Here is a 14974-nt window from a genome sequence, read left to right as displayed (position 1 = left end):
ACCTGAAGAATGATGTTGTTCTTGGGTTGGAGCAGGCTGGGACCTCCGTTTCCCCCGGCATTTGCCTCAGTTCGATCTCCAGCAGCCCGCGGATCTGCGCCATTGGAACGTCGTGGCTCGCAGCCTGAGGTCAAAGACGCAGGGAACAAGCGGCGGGCTTGCTGGGCCTATCGTGCGGTTTTCATCTCTTCCATGAGCCATTGCACAAAGCATTCCGTCTCGGGTGTTGCACCCGGTGCGAGGCCAAAGTAGTGGCGGCTCAGCGCCATCCGCAACTCGGGCAAAGGGCAGGTCAACCGTCCCGAAGCGATGTCATGGGCGATCAAGGTGGTCGGCGCCAGCGCGAAACCCAGCCCGTCGACGGCTGCCTGAAGGACAAAATGCAGGTGTTCGAACTGCAGACAACTGGCGGGTTCCAGCTCGGGCGCATTCACGTGCTTTTTCCAGTCGCCCCAATCATTGCCGCGTGATTTCGACAGCAGCAAGACGTGCGAGGCCAAGGATTGCGGATCGGTGACCGGACGACGGGCGAACAATGCGGGAGATCCAACGACAAGGACCTCGTCCTCCAGGAATGGGCGAATCGGCATCGCCTGCGGCCATCCCTTGGTGCTCCGCCGGATGGCAAGATCGAATGCCTCAGGCGCCTGATCCGGCGCCAGCGTGCTGGTCATCATCTGCAGTTCGATGTCCGGGTGCTTTGCCACGAACCCCGGCAGCCTCGGAATCAGCCAGCGCACGGCGAAAGTAGGCCTGACGTTGACCCTCACTGCGCGCGATGGTGCCCGCGCCCTGAGCGATTGGGCCGCTTCGCCAATTTGATCGAGCGCGGGTCCGGCCTGCGCATGGAACTGATGGCCGGCCGCCGTGAGGTGGACTTGCCGGGTTTTTCGTTCGAACAGGTCCACGCCCAGAAAAGCTTCCAGCGTCTTGATCTGGCGACTGATGGCGCCGTGCGTGACGTGCAATTCAAGGGCCGCACGGGTGAAGCTCAGATGCCGCGCCGCCGCCGCGAAAGCACGGACCGCATTCAACGGAGGTAAGCGGGGCGACATGCGTGTCATTTTCTCACACGTACTGCGCATGAATATCGTTTGTCGGGAGCGGTGGCGTCGCGCACCATGCGGTCCATGAAACAGCCCATTGCCTCTGACCCGGACCGCAACTCACGCCATGCCGCCATGGCGCTCGGGCTGTCACTTCCGGGAGACACGGTGCTCTACCTGCTCTTGCCGATGTTCGCGCCCGCGTTTGGCGTCACCTTGCCCGAAGCGGGCATTCTCCTGGCCGCGAACCGCCTCGTGCGCATTGCCGGTTACGGGATGGTGGCGAAGTTTTATGCCCGTAAGGGCGAGAGGCTCACCTGCTCCCTGGCGGTGATGGCGGCCGCGGTATGCGCGCTGGGTTACGCCACATTCGCGGGATTCGTCGCTTTGCTGCTCCTGCGGCTCTTGTGGGGCCTGGCTTTTGCAGCGCTTAACCTGGCCACCCAGGCATTGGCCACCGCCGAACCGGCGGGTGCCGCGCGCCGGGCGGGGCGATCCCGTGCGTTTACGGCCTTGGGGCCCATGCTTGCATTGCCTTTGGGCGGTGCGTGTGCGCTCTGGTTTGGCCCAAGAGTCATATTTTTTGTGTTCGCGGCTGTCGCGGTGGCCGGGCTGCTGGTCACGCGGCAGCTCCCGACCATCCCCCATGGCGAGCCGCCGGCAACAAAAAGGGCCAGGTTCCCGGGCAGCCTCGATACCTGGTCGTTCATTGAAGGCCTGGTGCTGGACGGCCTGTTCATCATCGGTTTGTCTTATCTGGGCCGTGACCTCTTGCCGGGCAATCCGGTCATCGTGGCAGGCCTGCTGCTGTCGGTCCGCTACCTGGCGGAAATTCTCCTGGGTTCTGCCGGCGGCCGCATGGCCGAGAAATACGGCATCGAGGTTCTGCTGGTGGCGCTTTCCGTGCTGACCTCCGCGGCCCTTGTGGGTTTTGGCTTCGGCTGGCTGTGGACGTGTGCACTGGTTATCGTGATTTTGCGTGCCTTGCTGTTGCCGCTATTGCCGGCGCTTGTGGCTCTTCGTACACCGGGACCCGGACGCATACAAGCCCTCGCCACACGCTCGGTCTGGCGCGACATGGGCGCGGGCATTGGCCCCGTGCTTGCCGGCCTGTTGTTACCGGTCGCGCCGGCTGAATGGATTTACGGTGTCTGCGCACTTCTTCTGTCATGCGCGGCCATTGCCTGCCTGAGACCGGGCCGTGACTGAAGACACATCGGATATCGCGCCCTGTTTTCAATCCGCCCGGCCTGGCCCGGCGCGCACTTCGCTGGTGCTATTTCTGAGTCACCTCAAACACCAGGCAGGTGGTGGTCGCATGCGCATACAGCTTGCCGTCCGGGCCCACGATGCGGCCCTCGGCGGTGGCCAGCTGGCGGCCGCAGTGGATCACCGTGCCTATGGCGCGCAGCGGCCCGGTCTTGTGCGAGGCGGCGCGCACGATGTTGATGCTCAGTTCGGCCGTGGTGTAGGCTCGGCCCGCGGGCATCATGGTGTGCACGGCGCAGCCCACGGCGGAATCCAGCATCGTGGCGTACCAGCCGCCGTGCACCGTGCCCAGCGGGTTGTAGTGCTTGAGCTGCGGCGTACCCTGGAACACGGCCTTGCCGGGTTCGACCTCGATGAGCGCGAAATCCAGCGTGTCGGCGATGTGGGGGTAGGGCAGCTTGCCGGCCAGCATGGCGCTCATGACTTCCATGCCGGTTTTGCCGGCCATGTCTTCGGGCCGTGCCAGGCCCGGCCTGCCGCCGCCGCCTTCCATGCGGGCGCGCACCGCGGCGCTTTGTTCCATCCATTGAGTCAATGTGTCTTGTGGGGTCATGGTGTCCATAAGTGTTGCATATGCAATAGTTGTAGATACAATTAAATTATGAACGGGAAAACCCGCCTGTCAACCCAGGCCGAGCTCAAGGTGCAGGGCTGCACCAATCTGAAACTGCGCCAGCTGATGCGCCGCGTGGCGCATCACTACGACCTCGAAATGGCCAAGGTGGGGTTGAAGACCACACAGTATTCCCTGCTGACCTATGTGCTCAAACTCGGTCCCATGCGGCCCGGTGAGCTGGCGCGCGGCATGAAGGTCAGCGCATCGACCCTTACACGCAATCTCAAGCCCTTGATCGACGCGGGCTGGATTGAGCTCACCGCAGGCACCGATGCACGCAGCCGCACCGTGGTGTTGACCGACGCGGGCCGCGCCAAGCGCGAGGAGGCCCGCACGCACTGGAGGGCCGCGCAGGAGCAGCTCAATGCGCTGCTGGGCACCGGGCGCGTGCTGGCCCTGCACAACCTGATCAATGAATCTTTAGAGCTTTTGTCCCCCATCGAATCTGGAGCTGATGATGAGTAATCCCGAGCCTTCCAATCCCGCCGCGACACCGGCTCTGCCACCTGCCGCGCGCCGCATCGCGATGTGGCTGGTGCTGCTGGCCGCCGGCGGCACCTTCGCCCTCACCATGGGCGTGCGCCAGACCATGGGCTTGTTCCTCTCGGCCCTCAACACCTCGACCGCGCTGGGCATAGGCAGCATCAGCCTGGCCTTCGCCTTCGGCCAGCTCTGGTGGGGGTTGACGCAGCCCTTTGCCGGCGCGGTGGCCGACCGCATCGGCACGGGCCGTGTGATCTTTCTGGGTGTGGTACTGGTGGCGATTGGCACCATCATCACGCCACTCATGAGCAGTACAGCGGGCTTGATCTTTGCCATCGGCGTGCTCGCCGCGGGCGGTGCGGGCATGGCCGGGCCCTCGGTGCTGATGGCCGCCAGCACGCGCCTGGTGCCGCCGGAAAAGCGCGGCCTGGCGACCGGTATCGTCAATGCGGGAGGCTCTTTCGGCCAGTTCGCGATGGCGCCGATTGCCATTGGCCTTACCGCCGCTGTCGGCTGGGCCAGTGCCATGCAATGGCTGGGCGCGTTGGTGCTGCTGGCGGTGCCGGCGGTGCTGGTACTCAAGGGCAACTCAAATGCACTGGCGGCGCAAGCTGCGGCAGCGTCGGGCACAAAAGCGCTGAGCGCACGCCAGGCCATCAGCCAGGCCATCGCCACGCCCAGTTATCGTTACCTGGCTGCGGGTTTCCTGGTGTGCGGCTTTCATGTGGCGTTTCTTGCCACGCATTTGCCAGGGGTGGTCGCAGCCTGCGGTCTGCCGCCTGAAATCGGCGGCTGGTCGCTGGCGATGATCGGTCTCTTCAACATCGTCGGCAGCCTGGCCATGGGCTGGGCCGTGGGGAAGTGGCGCATGAAGTCTTTGCTGGCCCTGCTGTACGCAACGCGCGGCCTGGCGGTGCTCATCTTCCTGCTCGCGCCCAAGACGCCGGCCGTGATGCTGGTCTTCGCCGCCGTGATGGGCGTGACCTTTCTCTCGACGGTGCCGCCCACGGTGGGCCTGGTCGCCAAGATGTTCGGCACGGCCAATATGGCCATGCTGTTCGGCGTGGTCATGCTGTCGCACCAGGTGGGCGGATTCCTGGGGGCTTACCTGGGAGGTTATGTGTTCCAGGCCACGGGCAGCTACGATTGGGTCTGGTACATGGACATCGTGCTGGCCGCGGGTGCCGCGCTGGTGAACCTGCCGATACGCGAGGCCTTGCTGCCGCGGCAGATAGCGGCCAAGGCCTCGGCCTGAGTACCGCCTCAAAAAAGAGAGGAGTGCATGAGCAATATTTCTGAAACAGGCGTTCCGGAACTCCGTTATCTCGACGACCTGAAGGCTGGTGACCGCTTCGTCAGTGGCGAGCATGCTCTCGATGAGGCGCAGATCACCTCGTTCGCCGCGCAGTTTGATCCCCAGCCGTTTCACCTCAGTGATGAAGCCGCCAGGGCCACGTTGTTTGGCGGCCTGGCGGCCAGCGGCTGGCACACGGCGGCCGTCACGATGCGCCTTCTGGTCGGCGGTGGCCTACCGCTGGCCGGCGGCATCATAGGCGCGGGTGGCGAAATCAGCTGGCCCAAGCCTACGCGTCCCGGCAATGTGCTGCATGTCGAGACCGAAGTGGTGAGCGTGACGCCCTCTGCCTCACGGCCGGACCGTGGCCGGGTCGTGGTGCGCAGCCAGACGATCAACCAGCACGGCGAGGTGCTGCAGCAATCCGTCTACAACCTGGTGGTTCCGCGCCGGCCTGCCTGACGGGGCAAGGGGATACCGCGGCGAGGGCGCAGTTGCGCTTCAGAGCCGCTGTGCCAGAATCCACGCAGGCAGCCAACTTGCGGGAAACATCAGATGCTTATCAATTGTGTGGTCTACCAGAACGGCACCAAGCTCGCCGACATCCCGGTCAGCGAGATCAGCGACTACATCTGCCGGCCCGATGCCTTTGTCTGGGTGGCGCTGCAGGACGCGACGCCGGAAGAGCTCGAGGAAATGCAGCACGAGTTCAGCCTGCATGAACTGGCGGTCGAGGACGCCCGGCACGGCCACCAGAGACCCAAGATAGAGGAGTACGGCGCCTCGCTGTTTTCGGTGCTGCACCTGGTGGAGCGCTCCACCGACAAGCCGGGCGAGCTTCACGTCGGCGAGGTCGACGTGTTCACCGGAAAAAATTATGTGCTCTCCGTGCGCAACCGCAGCAACAAGGGTTTCCTGGGCGTGCGCGAACGCTGCGAGCGCGAGCCCGAGCTGCTGCGCCACGGTTCGGGTTTTGTGCTGTATGCCCTGATGGATGCGGTGGTTGACCGCTACTTTCCCATCCTCGACGACCTCGAGACCGAGCTGGAGCTGATCGAGAAGGAAATCTTCACGCCCGGCGCCGCGCGCAAGAACATCGAGCGGCTCTACGAACTCAAAGGCAGCGTGATGATCCTCAAGCATGCGGTCGCGCCGTTGCTCGAAGGCGCCAGCAAGCTCCACGGCGGCCGGGTGCCGCAGATCTGCAACGGCGTGCAGGATTATTTCCGCGATGTGGTCGACCATTTGTCGCGCATCAATGCGCTGATCGAAAACATGCGCGACACGATAGGCACCGCCATCCAGGTCAATCTGGCGATGGTCACCATCGAGGAAAGCGAAGTGACCAAGAAGCTCGCGGCCTGGGCCAGTATTTTTGCGGTCTGCACCGCCTTTGCCGGCATCTGGGGCATGAACTTTGAAGCCATGCCCGAGCTCAAGTGGCGCTACGGCTACCCCATGGCCATCAGCATGATTGTGGTGGCCTGCTCGTTGCTCTACTGGCGCTTCAAGCGCGCACGCTGGCTGTAGAGCCACTCAAAAATCCTCCTGGCGTTGTTGCGTCGCCTTGCCGTGCTGGTGCACTGTCTGCGGCGACGCGCCTAGCCAGGACCGCTTCGCTGGATTTGTGAGCGGCTCTAAGTTACAACACGCGCGGCGGGGTAAAAACCTTGCGCGCCGCCAGCGCGGCCTTGCGGCTGGCGCAACCCTCAAGGTGATCGTTGACCAGTCCCATGGCCTGCATAAAGGCATACATGGTGGTCGGCCCCACAAAAGTCCAGCCGCGTTTTTTGAGGTCCTTGGACAGTGCGGTGGAGGCCGGCGAGGTCGGCATGGCCTTGACGGCCTCATGCGTGATGCGCGCGGGCCGGCTCTTGGCCTCGGGCTCCAGCCGCCAGACAAAAGCGCCCAGTGAACCGAACTCTTTTCGCAGCTCGATCACACGCTGCGCATTGTTGATGGTCGAGGCGATCTTGCCCGCATGGCGGACTATGCCCGCGTCGTTGAGCAGGCGCTTGATATCGCGCGCGCCGAAGCGCGCCACCTGCTCGGCGTCGAAGTGGGCGAATGCGCTGCGAAAGGCTTCGCGCTTGTTCAAAATCGTCAGCCAGCTCAGGCCGGCCTGGAAGCCCTCGAGGCAGATTTTTTCAAACAGCCGGCGTTCATCGTCCACCGGGAAACCCCATTCGCTGTCGTGGTAGTTGCGGTAGAGAGGCGTTGCCTGGCACCAGGCGCAACGCGTGGTGCGGCTGTCGTCGGTGAAAAGGCCCGCGGCGGGCGATGCGGAAACCGGGGAGGGCGTGGGTGGGGTAGCGGAAGGCATGGGCGATTTTAGGCAGATGCGGCCGGCCGGCGCTATCATGAAACCCAATCCCTTCATTGACCCGCCACTTCGGAAACACCCATCATGTCCCTCCAGCTCTGGCTTGCATTCGTCGCTGCAACCGCCGTCCTGCTCATCATCCCGGGCCCCACCATCCTCACCGTCGTCAGCTACTCCATGGCGCACGGCAAGCGGGCCAATATTCCGCTGGTCGCCGCCGTGGCGCTCGGTGATTCCACGGCACTGGTGGTCTCGCTGTTCGGCCTGGGCGCTTTGCTCGCGGCCTCGGCTTTCTGGTTCACCGTGGTCAAATTGGCGGGCGGCCTCTACCTGCTGTACCTGGGCATCAAGCTGTTGCGTGCCGGCATCTCGCCCATGCAGGCGACAGCACCCGAGGCGCCGGGCTCCTTGTGGAAGCTGTTCGGCAACACCTACCTGGTCACAGCGCTTAACCCCAAGGGCATTGTGTTTTTTGTGGCCTTTTTGCCCCAGTTCATCAACCCGGGCGCCGACGTGGCGCGCCAGCTCTGGATACTGGCCACCACCTTCGTGGTGATGGCCGGCCTCAATGCCACGCTGTATGCGGTGTTTGCCGCCTCGGCGCGCACGCTGCTGGCTTCGCCGCGCGCGCAGCGGCGGTTTCATTTCGCGGGTGGCTCGTTGCTGTCCGCAGCCGGTGTCTGGGCCTTGCTGGCCAAACGGCCAGCCTGACGCCGGGACCTTGGGCCCAGCAGGTCTCGTCGGCAATCACCTCGGCCGGCGCAGCTTTAATGCCAGGCAGCTGCCAGCACAGGCGCAAGCACCCTCTGGTAGTCCGGCGGAAGCGTGGTTTCCCCCGGGTTCGGCGGCGCAAAGGCTGCCATGGCTTGTACCAGTTGGTCGACATGGCTGTCCTGCAAGGTCAGGAAGAAAGGACGGGTGTCGCCGCCTTGCCTTGGGACGGTTGGATCTTCCGGGGCGGGTGTGTTTGCGGCCTGGATTTTTTCAACGTGACGGGCGTTGTCAAGATACCAGCCGTCAACCAATACGATATTCCTGGCACCAAGGACGCGCAGTTCCAGGTCGTCGCCGACCCGGCGCAACCATATTTGGTCGTACCTGATCCCGCCGGAGAATTTCAGCGTATCCACATCTCCCGGCGCCGCATCGTCTTGCACGATATGGTCTGTCTTCTCCATAAATTTATACGCGTAAAAGATGACGTAGGTATCCCGACCTTCACCTCCCCTTAGGTAGTTGGTGCCATCGTCACCATCCAGGGTGTCGCTTCCATCGCCGCCATTGAGCGTGTCGTTGCCGGTTCCGCCGACCAGCACGTCCATGCCATCGTCACCCTGCAGGATGTCGTTGCCGTTTTCGCCATAAAGAAAGTCGTTGTCCGCCTGGCCGTACAAGGTGTCGTTGTTCTCACCGCCCCCCAGAATGTCGCTTCCATCGCCGCCATTGAGCRYGTCGTTRCCGTTCTGGCCCTCCAGSCKGTCATTGCCGGCCTCKCCYTTGAGGTCRTCGTTGCCGTTGTCGCCATAGAGCCTGTCGGCGCCGATGCCGCCCCACAGGACGTCGTCACCCTCATTCCCTCCCAGGCTGTCATCGCCATCGCCTCCCCACAGGGTGTCGCTTCCATCGCCGCCATTGAGCACGTCATTACCCTTCTGGCCCTCCAGCCGGTCATTGCCGGCCTCTCCCTTGAGGTCATCGTTGCCGTTGTCGCCATAGAGCCTGTCGGCCCCTTCGCCGCCCGACACGGTATCGTCGCCTTCGTTTCCACCCAGGCTGTCATCACCATTGCCGCCCAGCAGGGTGTCGTTGCCATCGCCGCCATTGAGCACGTCGTTACCGTTCTGGCCCTCCAGCCGGTCGTTGCCGACCCCTCCCTTGAGGTCATCGTTGCCATTGCCGCCTAGCAGGGTGTCATTGCCGGCCCCACCGTCCAGGCTGTCCATGCCGTCGTCGCCCTGCAGGTAGTCATTGCCGTTTTCGCCGTACAGCTTGTCATTGCCCACCTGGCCGAACAGGCTGTCGTTGTTATCACCACCCCACAGGGTGCCGTTTTCGCCGTAAAGCTTGTCGTTGCCGGCCTGGCCGAACAGGCTGTCGTTGTTATCACCGCCCCACACAGTGTCGTCGCCCGCGTCGCCATTGATCGTGTCATTGCCCGCCAGTCCCCAGACGGTGTCCTTGCCGGCAAGTCCGGACACGGAGTCGTCACCGTCGGTGCCCATCAGGCTGTCGTCGCCGTCCGTGCCCATCAGGCGGTTGACGGGCGCGCTGGCGATGCTGGCCAGGCTTTCCCGGGTGCCGCCGCCATCGGTATAACTGACGGCCAGGCGCACACTCCGGCCGGCAAGCTGGGGCGTGAGGGTGAGGCTGGCGGCCGTGGCCCCGGCAATGGCGCTCCAGCCGCGGCCATCGGCCGATGCCTGCCACTGGTAGCTCACGCGGCCCAGGCCGTCCACATCGGTCACCGTGCCGGTCAGGCTATTGCCTTGGCGCATTGTCGTCGTGCCCGTGATGGGCGTTGTGCCGCCCTGCAGCCTGAGCTCGACCTTGGGCGCGTCGTTGACGGCCGTGATATTGAAGCTCAGGGTGTTGGGCGCGGAGTCGAACAGGCCATCCTGGCTCTGGACCGAAAGCAGCATGCTGGCATAGTTGTCGCCGTTGGCATTGGCCATCGGGCTGAAGGTCAGGCGGCCGGCGGCCAGGTCGGCGGCGCTGATGATTTGCTCCAGCGCGACGTTGGCGCCCCTCAGGCTCAGGCGGCCGGCGTCCGGCAGGCTGTCTATGCGCAGGCCGGTAAAGCTGTCGCGAGCATCGGCGTCGGTAAAGGCCAGGTCCGCGGCCGTGATCGCATAGCTGCCGTCTCCGAGGTTAAAAAGGTAGCTGTCGCTGCCGGCGCCGCCGTTCGTGGCATCCGCGCCGTGGCCGCCGCACATGGTGTCGTTGTCGGCAGGTAGCTCGCGCTTTAGCTGATCAATCCCCCTCTGTGACCAAAAGATGTAGGAGTAGGTTTCAGGCGTGTTTTGGGGGTATGGGTACGAACGTATGAGCTTGTTTGCGGCTTGATCGACGGTCCAGTTGAGCAGTCCGTTTGGCATGGTGTGCGCTCCCTCGGGTTTTGGTGGATTTTGAAGAGGTTTAGCATCCGGCGCCTTGCTGTGGGCTGTGTTGGCGGCATGGGGCTGCCTCCAGAACTTTCCAAGCTACCCGGGTGCGAAGGCAAGCCTAGCCGCCCACACCTTCCGGCCCACAATAAATTGCCTTTCCAAAGACATTCTTTGTGAATTGGTGGTGATATTTTTCAAAGGGAGCGTTCGGCTTGACCGGGCCTGGCCTCAGGCCGGAGCCCTGTCCGTGGACCCGCACCGTGGTCTTGGCCCGGCGGCTGGCCGTGCCGCAAGTTTTATCGCCGGTAGTGGCGTTTAGCGCATGGGGGCTTAAAAACGGCTTGAGAGGGCCTGCTGCATGACCGCCGCGCCCTGGGTCATCATCGAATCAATGTAGCCCTCCAGCGCATCTGGCAGCACGTCGGTGATCCAGGCAAAACGCGTGCGCTTGTCGCCCTCGGCAAACAGCTGGGCGGAGGCCATGTGGTGGCTGGCCTTGCCGCCGACCACGGTGTAGCTGAGGCGATGCGCTTCCTCATGGAGGCCCACCAGCAATTCATGCGCCACCGCGCCGTTGGCAAAGGTCACGGTGCGGCTGCCGTCGCCGGGTTGGCAGTCCACCACAAAGCCGGGCGCCAGGCGCCGGTGCACAGCGTTGAAGTCGCGCAGTGCATCCCAGACACTGTCTATGTCGGCGTCGACGATGAATTCCTTGTAGATCGTGGCCATGGTGTCTCCAGTCTGGCTGGCGCCGGGCGGGCGCCCTGTCATCGCAGCATAGCCATCAAACCGGACGGAGACAGCCCTGATTAGGCGGCGTTTACAAACGTTTTCCACGCAGCCTCAACGCATTGCTGATCACCGACACCGAACTCAGGCTCATCGCCAGAGCCGCGATCATGGGCGACAGCAGCCAGCCGGTGAGGGGAAAGAGCAGGCCCGCGGCCAGCGGTACACCGAGCGCGTTGTAGACAAAGGCAAAGCCGAGGTTCTGCTTCATATTGGCGATCGTCGCTTCCGAGATTCTCCGGGCCTGCGCGATGCCGCGCAAATCACCCTTGACCAGCGTGATCTGGGCGCTGTTCATGGCCACGTCGGTGCCCGTGCCCATGGCGATGCCCACATTGGCCTGCGCCAGAGCCGGGGCGTCGTTGATGCCGTCGCCGGCCATGGCGACGGTATGGCCTTCATCTTGCAGGCGCTTGACCAGCGCCAGCTTGTCGGCCGGCTGCACGCCGCCATGCACCTCGTCAATGCCCAGCCGGCCGGCGATGGCCTTGGCGGTGGTCAGGCCGTCGCCGGTAGCCATGATCACGCGCAGGCCGGCGGCTTTGAGCGCCGCCAGGGCTTCGGGCGTACTGGCTTTGACCGGGTCGGCCACGGCGAGCAGGCCGGCAAGCCGGCCGTCGACCGCGAGGTGCATCACGCTGGCGCCCTCGGCACGCAAGGCTTCCGCTTGGGGCAGCAGCGCATCCACCGCCACACCGGCCTGTGCCATCAACGCGGTATTGCCGAGCGCGAGCAGCCGGCCGGCCACACGCCCGCTGACGCCTATGCCGCTGGCCGACTCGAAGTTCTCGGCCGGGTCCAGGGGCAGACCGCGTTCGCGCGCCGCCGCCACAACGGCGTCGGCCAGCGGGTGTTCGCTGCCCTGGTCCAGGCTGGCGGCCAGCCGCAACACTTCGTCGGCGCTGAACCCGGCGGCGGGAACCGCGCGGTCGAACGCCGGCTTGCCGGCCGTCAGCGTGCCGGTCTTGTCGACGATCAGCACGTCGACGGTGCGCAGGTGTTCAATTGCCGCCGCGTCGCGAAAAAGAATGCCCTGGCCGGCCGCCTTGCCGGTGGCGACCATGATGGACATCGGCGTGGCCAGGCCCAGAGCGCAGGGGCAGGCGATGATGAGCACCGCCACCGCGTTGATCAGGCCGTAGACCCAGCTCGGCTGTGGGCCGAAAAATCCCCAGCCCAGAAAAGTCAGCACGGCCACGGCCACCACGGCCAGCACAAACCAGCCGGCCACCTGGTCGGCCATGCGCTGCAGGGGCGCCTTGGAGCGTTGGGCCTGCGCCACCATCTGCACGATTTGCGACAGCATGGTTTGCGCGCCGACGCGCTCGGAGCGCATCACCAGGGCGCCGCTGGTGTTGAGCGTGGCGCCTATCAGCTTGTCGCCGGGGCGTTTGCTCACGGGCAGAGGCTCGCCGGTCAGCATGGATTCATCGACCGCGCTGCCGCCTTCGGTGACGACGCCGTCGACCGGCACCTTCTCACCGGGGCGCACGCGCAGGCTGTCGCCCACGTGCACATGGGTCAGCGGCACGTCTTCCTCGCTGCCGTCGGCCTTGATGCGCCGCGCGGTTTTGGGCGCCAGGCCTAAAAGCGATTTGATCGCAGCGGAGGTCTGCGAACGCGCCTTCAGCTCCAGCATCTGGCCGAGCAGCGTCAGCGAGATGATCACGTCCGCGGCTTCAAAGTAGACCGCCACACGGCCCATGGAAACAAACGAATCCGGGAACACCCCGGGCGCGAGAGCGGCAACCACGCTGTAGGCAAAAGCGGCGCCCGTGCCCAGGCTGATCAGGGTCCACATATTGGGGCTGCGGTGGGCCACCGATTGCGCGCCGCGCACAAAGAAGGGCCAGCCTGCCCACAGCACGACCGGCAGGCTCAGCACCAGCTCTATCCAGCTCTGCACGGCCATGTTGAACCAGCCGAGCTGGTGGCCGAACATGGCCAGTACCGTGACCACCACGCTGAGCGGCAAGGTCCACCAGAAACGGCGGGTGAAGGATTTGAGCTCCGGATTCTCATCGTCATCCAGACTGGGCATGACGGGCTCCAGTGTCATACCGCAGATCGGGCAGTTACCTGGATGGTCCTGCCGGATTTCCGGGTGCATGGGGCAGGTGTAAAGGGTTTCGCCACCCTGGCCCATATCAGGCTCGCGCGCCGCAGCGGGCGTGGGTGCCGCCTTGGGCGCACCGGCGTAGGCCGCCGGGTCGGCTGAGAATTTGGCCAGGCAGCCGGCGCTGCAGAAGTAGTAAGGCCTTCCCTCGTGCTCAAGGTGGTGCGCGGACGCCGTGCTGACGTTCATGCCGCAGACGGGATCCTTCAGCCCGGCTGGTGCCGCGGGCGGCATGTGGCCTGTGCCGTGTACGCCTCCCGGCGCGGCGTGGTGTGTGTGATTCATGGCGGGTTTCCTTTTCCATTCTGCAGACCTGGACCAGGCCCACGGACAAGCGTAGACCTTCCCCCCGTGGGAAGGTCAAGCCTCATGGATGTGAGGGGTATTTGCCATGGGCGGCGAGAGGGATCTTCAAGGCCTGCCGTGGTGGAGGACCTGATCCATATCAACCGAAGGCGTAAAACCGGCACGCCTGCGCGTGCATGCCGGGCTACACGGGCACGGTGTAGTTCAAAGTCATGCGTCCACCGTCCACCACCACGATCTCGCCGGTGATGTAGCTGGACGCATCGCTGGCCAGGTAGGCCACGGTGTCGGCGATCTCTGAGGGTTCGCCCAGGCGCTTCATGGGTGTGCGGCTCATGATCTTGGCCTTGGCCTCGTCGCTGGTCAGCACGGCCCTGGCGGCCAGCTCGGTGGCGATGGTGCCGGGCGCGACGGCATTGACGCGCACGCCCTGGCCAGCCAGTGACAGTGCCATCACGCGCGTGAGCTGGTTGATGCCGCCCTTGCTGACGTTGTAGCTGGCGATCGTGGGAATCGCGAGCACGCCGTTGACCGAACTCATGTTGACGATGCTGCCCTTGCCGGCGGCCGCCATCACGCGCGCCACGGCCTGGCCCACCAGGAAAGAGCCCTTGAGGTTGATGCGCAGCACGGCGTCGAAGTCGGCTTCCGTCACCTCGAGGAATTCGGCCGCCCTGAAGATGCCGGCGTTGTTGACGAGCACGTCGATGCGGCCGTGTGCGGCCACGGTTTGCGCGACCAGCGCATCGACCTGGGCCTTGTCGCCCACGTCGCAATGCACATAGAGGCCGCCCAGCTCCTTGGCCAGCGCCGCGCCGCGCGCGTCGTCTATGTCGGCAATCACCACATGGGCGGCCTCACGCGCAAAGCGACGCGCGCAGGCCTCGCCTATGCCTTGGGCACCGCCGGTGACGATGCAGACGCGGCCGGCCAGGCCAAAGGAGATGGTGGATGCAGGCGCGGACGTGGGGATGTTCATGCCCGCATGCTACCCGTGTAGGCTGCGATGAAGTTTTTTGCGCTGTCGGCCACCTGGGCGGCCGTCATGCCGGGTTTGTACAGTGCCGAGCCTATGCCGAAGCCGCTGGCGCCTGCCGCGAGGTAGGCGCCCATATTGGCCGGCGTGACGCCGCCCACCGGCATGACAGGGACCGTCGCCGGCAGCACGGCGCGCAAGGCCTTCACCACGGCCGGCGTGATCATCTCGGCCGGGAACAGCTTGAGGCCGGTGGCGCCGGCTTCAAGCGCGCCAAAGGCCTCGCTGGGAGTGATCACGCCGGGCAGGCAGACCATGCCCAGGCGCGCGGCTTCGCGCACGACCGCCGGGTTGAAGTTGGGCGAGACGATGAGCTGGCCGCCCGCGGCCTGCACATTGCGCACGTCTTCGGGCGTCAGCACCGTGCCTGCGCCTATCAAGGCCTCGGGGTAGGCGCTCGCCATGGCGGCGATGCTCTCCAGCGGCTGCGGCGAGTTGAGCGGGATCTCGATCAGCGTCCAGCCCGTGGAGACCAGCGCCTGGCCCACGGGCAGGGCCTCTGCCGGCGTGAGCCCGCGCAAGATGGCGACCAGGGGGAGGGTGGCCAGGGCTTGGGAAAATTTGAGGTGTGCGGTGTTCATGGTGTTCTATC

General features: G+C 64.7%; 14 protein-coding genes. 6 read left to right on the top strand and 8 right to left on the bottom strand.

Going from position 1 to position 14974, the window contains the following annotated elements:
- Window positions 1–167: 167 nt before the first annotated feature.
- Window positions 168–1055 (bottom strand): transcriptional regulator GcvA, encoded by an 888-nt coding sequence (gene gcvA, locus AC1D09_RS12700; protein WP_477661854.1) that lies wholly within the window; start codon window positions 1053–1055, stop codon window positions 168–170.
- Window positions 1056–1121: 66 nt separating this feature from the next.
- Here gcvA and AC1D09_RS12695 point away from each other — a divergent pair, with 66 nt between their 5' ends.
- Window positions 1122–2255, top strand: a complete 1134-nt coding sequence (locus tag AC1D09_RS12695; RefSeq protein ID WP_477661853.1) for an MFS transporter — start codon at window positions 1122–1124, stop codon at window positions 2253–2255.
- A 67-nt stretch (window positions 2256–2322) separates the two neighbouring features.
- On the opposite strand, the gene AC1D09_RS12690 is transcribed toward AC1D09_RS12695, so the two are convergent.
- Window positions 2323–2868 (bottom strand): PaaI family thioesterase, encoded by a 546-nt coding sequence (locus AC1D09_RS12690; RefSeq protein WP_477661852.1) that lies wholly within the window; start codon window positions 2866–2868, stop codon window positions 2323–2325.
- 48 nt (window positions 2869–2916) lie between these two features.
- On the opposite strand from AC1D09_RS12690, the gene AC1D09_RS12685 reads away from it, so the two are divergent.
- The 4 genes from AC1D09_RS12685 to AC1D09_RS12670 all read left to right on the top strand — a co-directional run bounded on the left by AC1D09_RS12685 (window position 2917) and on the right by AC1D09_RS12670 (window position 6238).
- Window positions 2917–3396 (top strand): MarR family winged helix-turn-helix transcriptional regulator, encoded by a 480-nt coding sequence (locus AC1D09_RS12685; protein WP_477661851.1) that lies wholly within the window; start codon window positions 2917–2919, stop codon window positions 3394–3396.
- Window positions 3389–4669, top strand: a complete 1281-nt coding sequence (locus AC1D09_RS12680) for an MFS transporter (RefSeq protein WP_477661850.1) — start codon at window positions 3389–3391, stop codon at window positions 4667–4669. Before AC1D09_RS12685 ends, AC1D09_RS12680 begins: the two co-directional genes overlap by 8 nt.
- A gap of 27 nt (window positions 4670–4696) precedes the next feature.
- Window positions 4697–5170, top strand: coding sequence for a MaoC family dehydratase (locus tag AC1D09_RS12675; protein WP_477661849.1), 474 nt, complete (start codon window positions 4697–4699; stop codon window positions 5168–5170).
- A gap of 93 nt (window positions 5171–5263) precedes the next feature.
- Window positions 5264–6238, top strand: a complete 975-nt coding sequence (locus AC1D09_RS12670; protein ID WP_477701079.1) for a magnesium and cobalt transport protein CorA — start codon at window positions 5264–5266, stop codon at window positions 6236–6238.
- 112 nt (window positions 6239–6350) lie between these two features.
- On the opposite strand, the gene AC1D09_RS12665 is transcribed toward AC1D09_RS12670, so the two are convergent.
- Complete coding sequence (locus AC1D09_RS12665) at window positions 6351–7031, bottom strand: DNA-3-methyladenine glycosylase I (protein WP_477661847.1); 681 nt, start codon at window positions 7029–7031, stop codon at window positions 6351–6353.
- Between the two features lie 84 nt (window positions 7032–7115).
- Here AC1D09_RS12665 and AC1D09_RS12660 point away from each other — a divergent pair, with 84 nt between their 5' ends.
- Complete coding sequence (locus AC1D09_RS12660; protein ID WP_477661846.1) at window positions 7116–7742, top strand: LysE family translocator; 627 nt, start codon at window positions 7116–7118, stop codon at window positions 7740–7742.
- A 56-nt stretch (window positions 7743–7798) separates the two neighbouring features.
- Here AC1D09_RS12660 and AC1D09_RS12655 read toward each other — a convergent pair whose 3' ends face one another.
- The 5 genes from AC1D09_RS12655 to AC1D09_RS12635 form a co-directional block, all read right to left on the bottom strand.
- A complete protein-coding gene (locus AC1D09_RS12655) occupies window positions 7799–10126 on the bottom strand; it encodes a calcium-binding protein (protein ID WP_477701078.1) in 2328 nt (775 codons plus the stop codon).
- A 339-nt stretch (window positions 10127–10465) separates the two neighbouring features.
- On the bottom strand, window positions 10466–10864 hold the full coding sequence (locus AC1D09_RS12650) for an SRPBCC family protein (RefSeq protein ID WP_477661844.1): 399 nt from the start codon (window positions 10862–10864) through the stop codon (window positions 10466–10468).
- 91 nt (window positions 10865–10955) lie between these two features.
- On the bottom strand, window positions 10956–13274 hold the full coding sequence (locus tag AC1D09_RS12645; RefSeq protein ID WP_477661924.1) for a heavy metal translocating P-type ATPase: 2319 nt from the start codon (window positions 13272–13274) through the stop codon (window positions 10956–10958).
- Window positions 13275–13530: 256 nt separating this feature from the next.
- Window positions 13531–14325, bottom strand: a complete 795-nt coding sequence (locus tag AC1D09_RS12640; RefSeq protein WP_477661843.1) for an SDR family NAD(P)-dependent oxidoreductase — start codon at window positions 14323–14325, stop codon at window positions 13531–13533.
- A complete protein-coding gene (locus tag AC1D09_RS12635; protein WP_477661842.1) occupies window positions 14322–14963 on the bottom strand; it encodes a 2-dehydro-3-deoxy-6-phosphogalactonate aldolase in 642 nt (213 codons plus the stop codon). The genes AC1D09_RS12640 and AC1D09_RS12635 overlap by 4 nt, the downstream gene beginning before the upstream one ends.
- Between the last annotated feature and the right edge of the window lie 11 nt (window positions 14964–14974).

The organism is Polaromonas sp. P1_A2, assembly GCF_056406895.1.
The sequence above is the reverse complement of the archived record's forward strand: the minus strand, read 5'-3'. Positions and strand labels throughout refer to the sequence as shown.

Coding starts and splice junctions, on each gene's coding strand:
- AC1D09_RS12640 (WP_477661843.1), bottom strand. CDS start 14,325: ATGAACATCCCCACGTCCGCGCCTGCATCCACCATCTCCTTTGGCCTG.
- gcvA (WP_477661854.1), bottom strand. CDS start 1,055: ATGTCGCCCCGCTTACCTCCGTTGAATGCGGTCCGTGCTTTCGCGGCG.
- AC1D09_RS12695 (WP_477661853.1), top strand. CDS start 1,122: ATGCGGTCCATGAAACAGCCCATTGCCTCTGACCCGGACCGCAACTCA.
- AC1D09_RS12670 (WP_477701079.1), top strand. CDS start 5,264: ATGCTTATCAATTGTGTGGTCTACCAGAACGGCACCAAGCTCGCCGAC.
- AC1D09_RS12680 (WP_477661850.1), top strand. CDS start 3,389: ATGAGTAATCCCGAGCCTTCCAATCCCGCCGCGACACCGGCTCTGCCA.
- AC1D09_RS12685 (WP_477661851.1), top strand. CDS start 2,917: ATGAACGGGAAAACCCGCCTGTCAACCCAGGCCGAGCTCAAGGTGCAG.
- AC1D09_RS12635 (WP_477661842.1), bottom strand. CDS start 14,963: ATGAACACCGCACACCTCAAATTTTCCCAAGCCCTGGCCACCCTCCCC.
- AC1D09_RS12665 (WP_477661847.1), bottom strand. CDS start 7,031: ATGCCTTCCGCTACCCCACCCACGCCCTCCCCGGTTTCCGCATCGCCC.
- AC1D09_RS12650 (WP_477661844.1), bottom strand. CDS start 10,864: ATGGCCACGATCTACAAGGAATTCATCGTCGACGCCGACATAGACAGT.
- AC1D09_RS12660 (WP_477661846.1), top strand. CDS start 7,116: ATGTCCCTCCAGCTCTGGCTTGCATTCGTCGCTGCAACCGCCGTCCTG.
- AC1D09_RS12690 (WP_477661852.1), bottom strand. CDS start 2,868: ATGACCCCACAAGACACATTGACTCAATGGATGGAACAAAGCGCCGCG.
- AC1D09_RS12645 (WP_477661924.1), bottom strand. CDS start 13,274: ATGCCGCCCGCGGCACCAGCCGGGCTGAAGGATCCCGTCTGCGGCATG.
- AC1D09_RS12675 (WP_477661849.1), top strand. CDS start 4,697: ATGAGCAATATTTCTGAAACAGGCGTTCCGGAACTCCGTTATCTCGAC.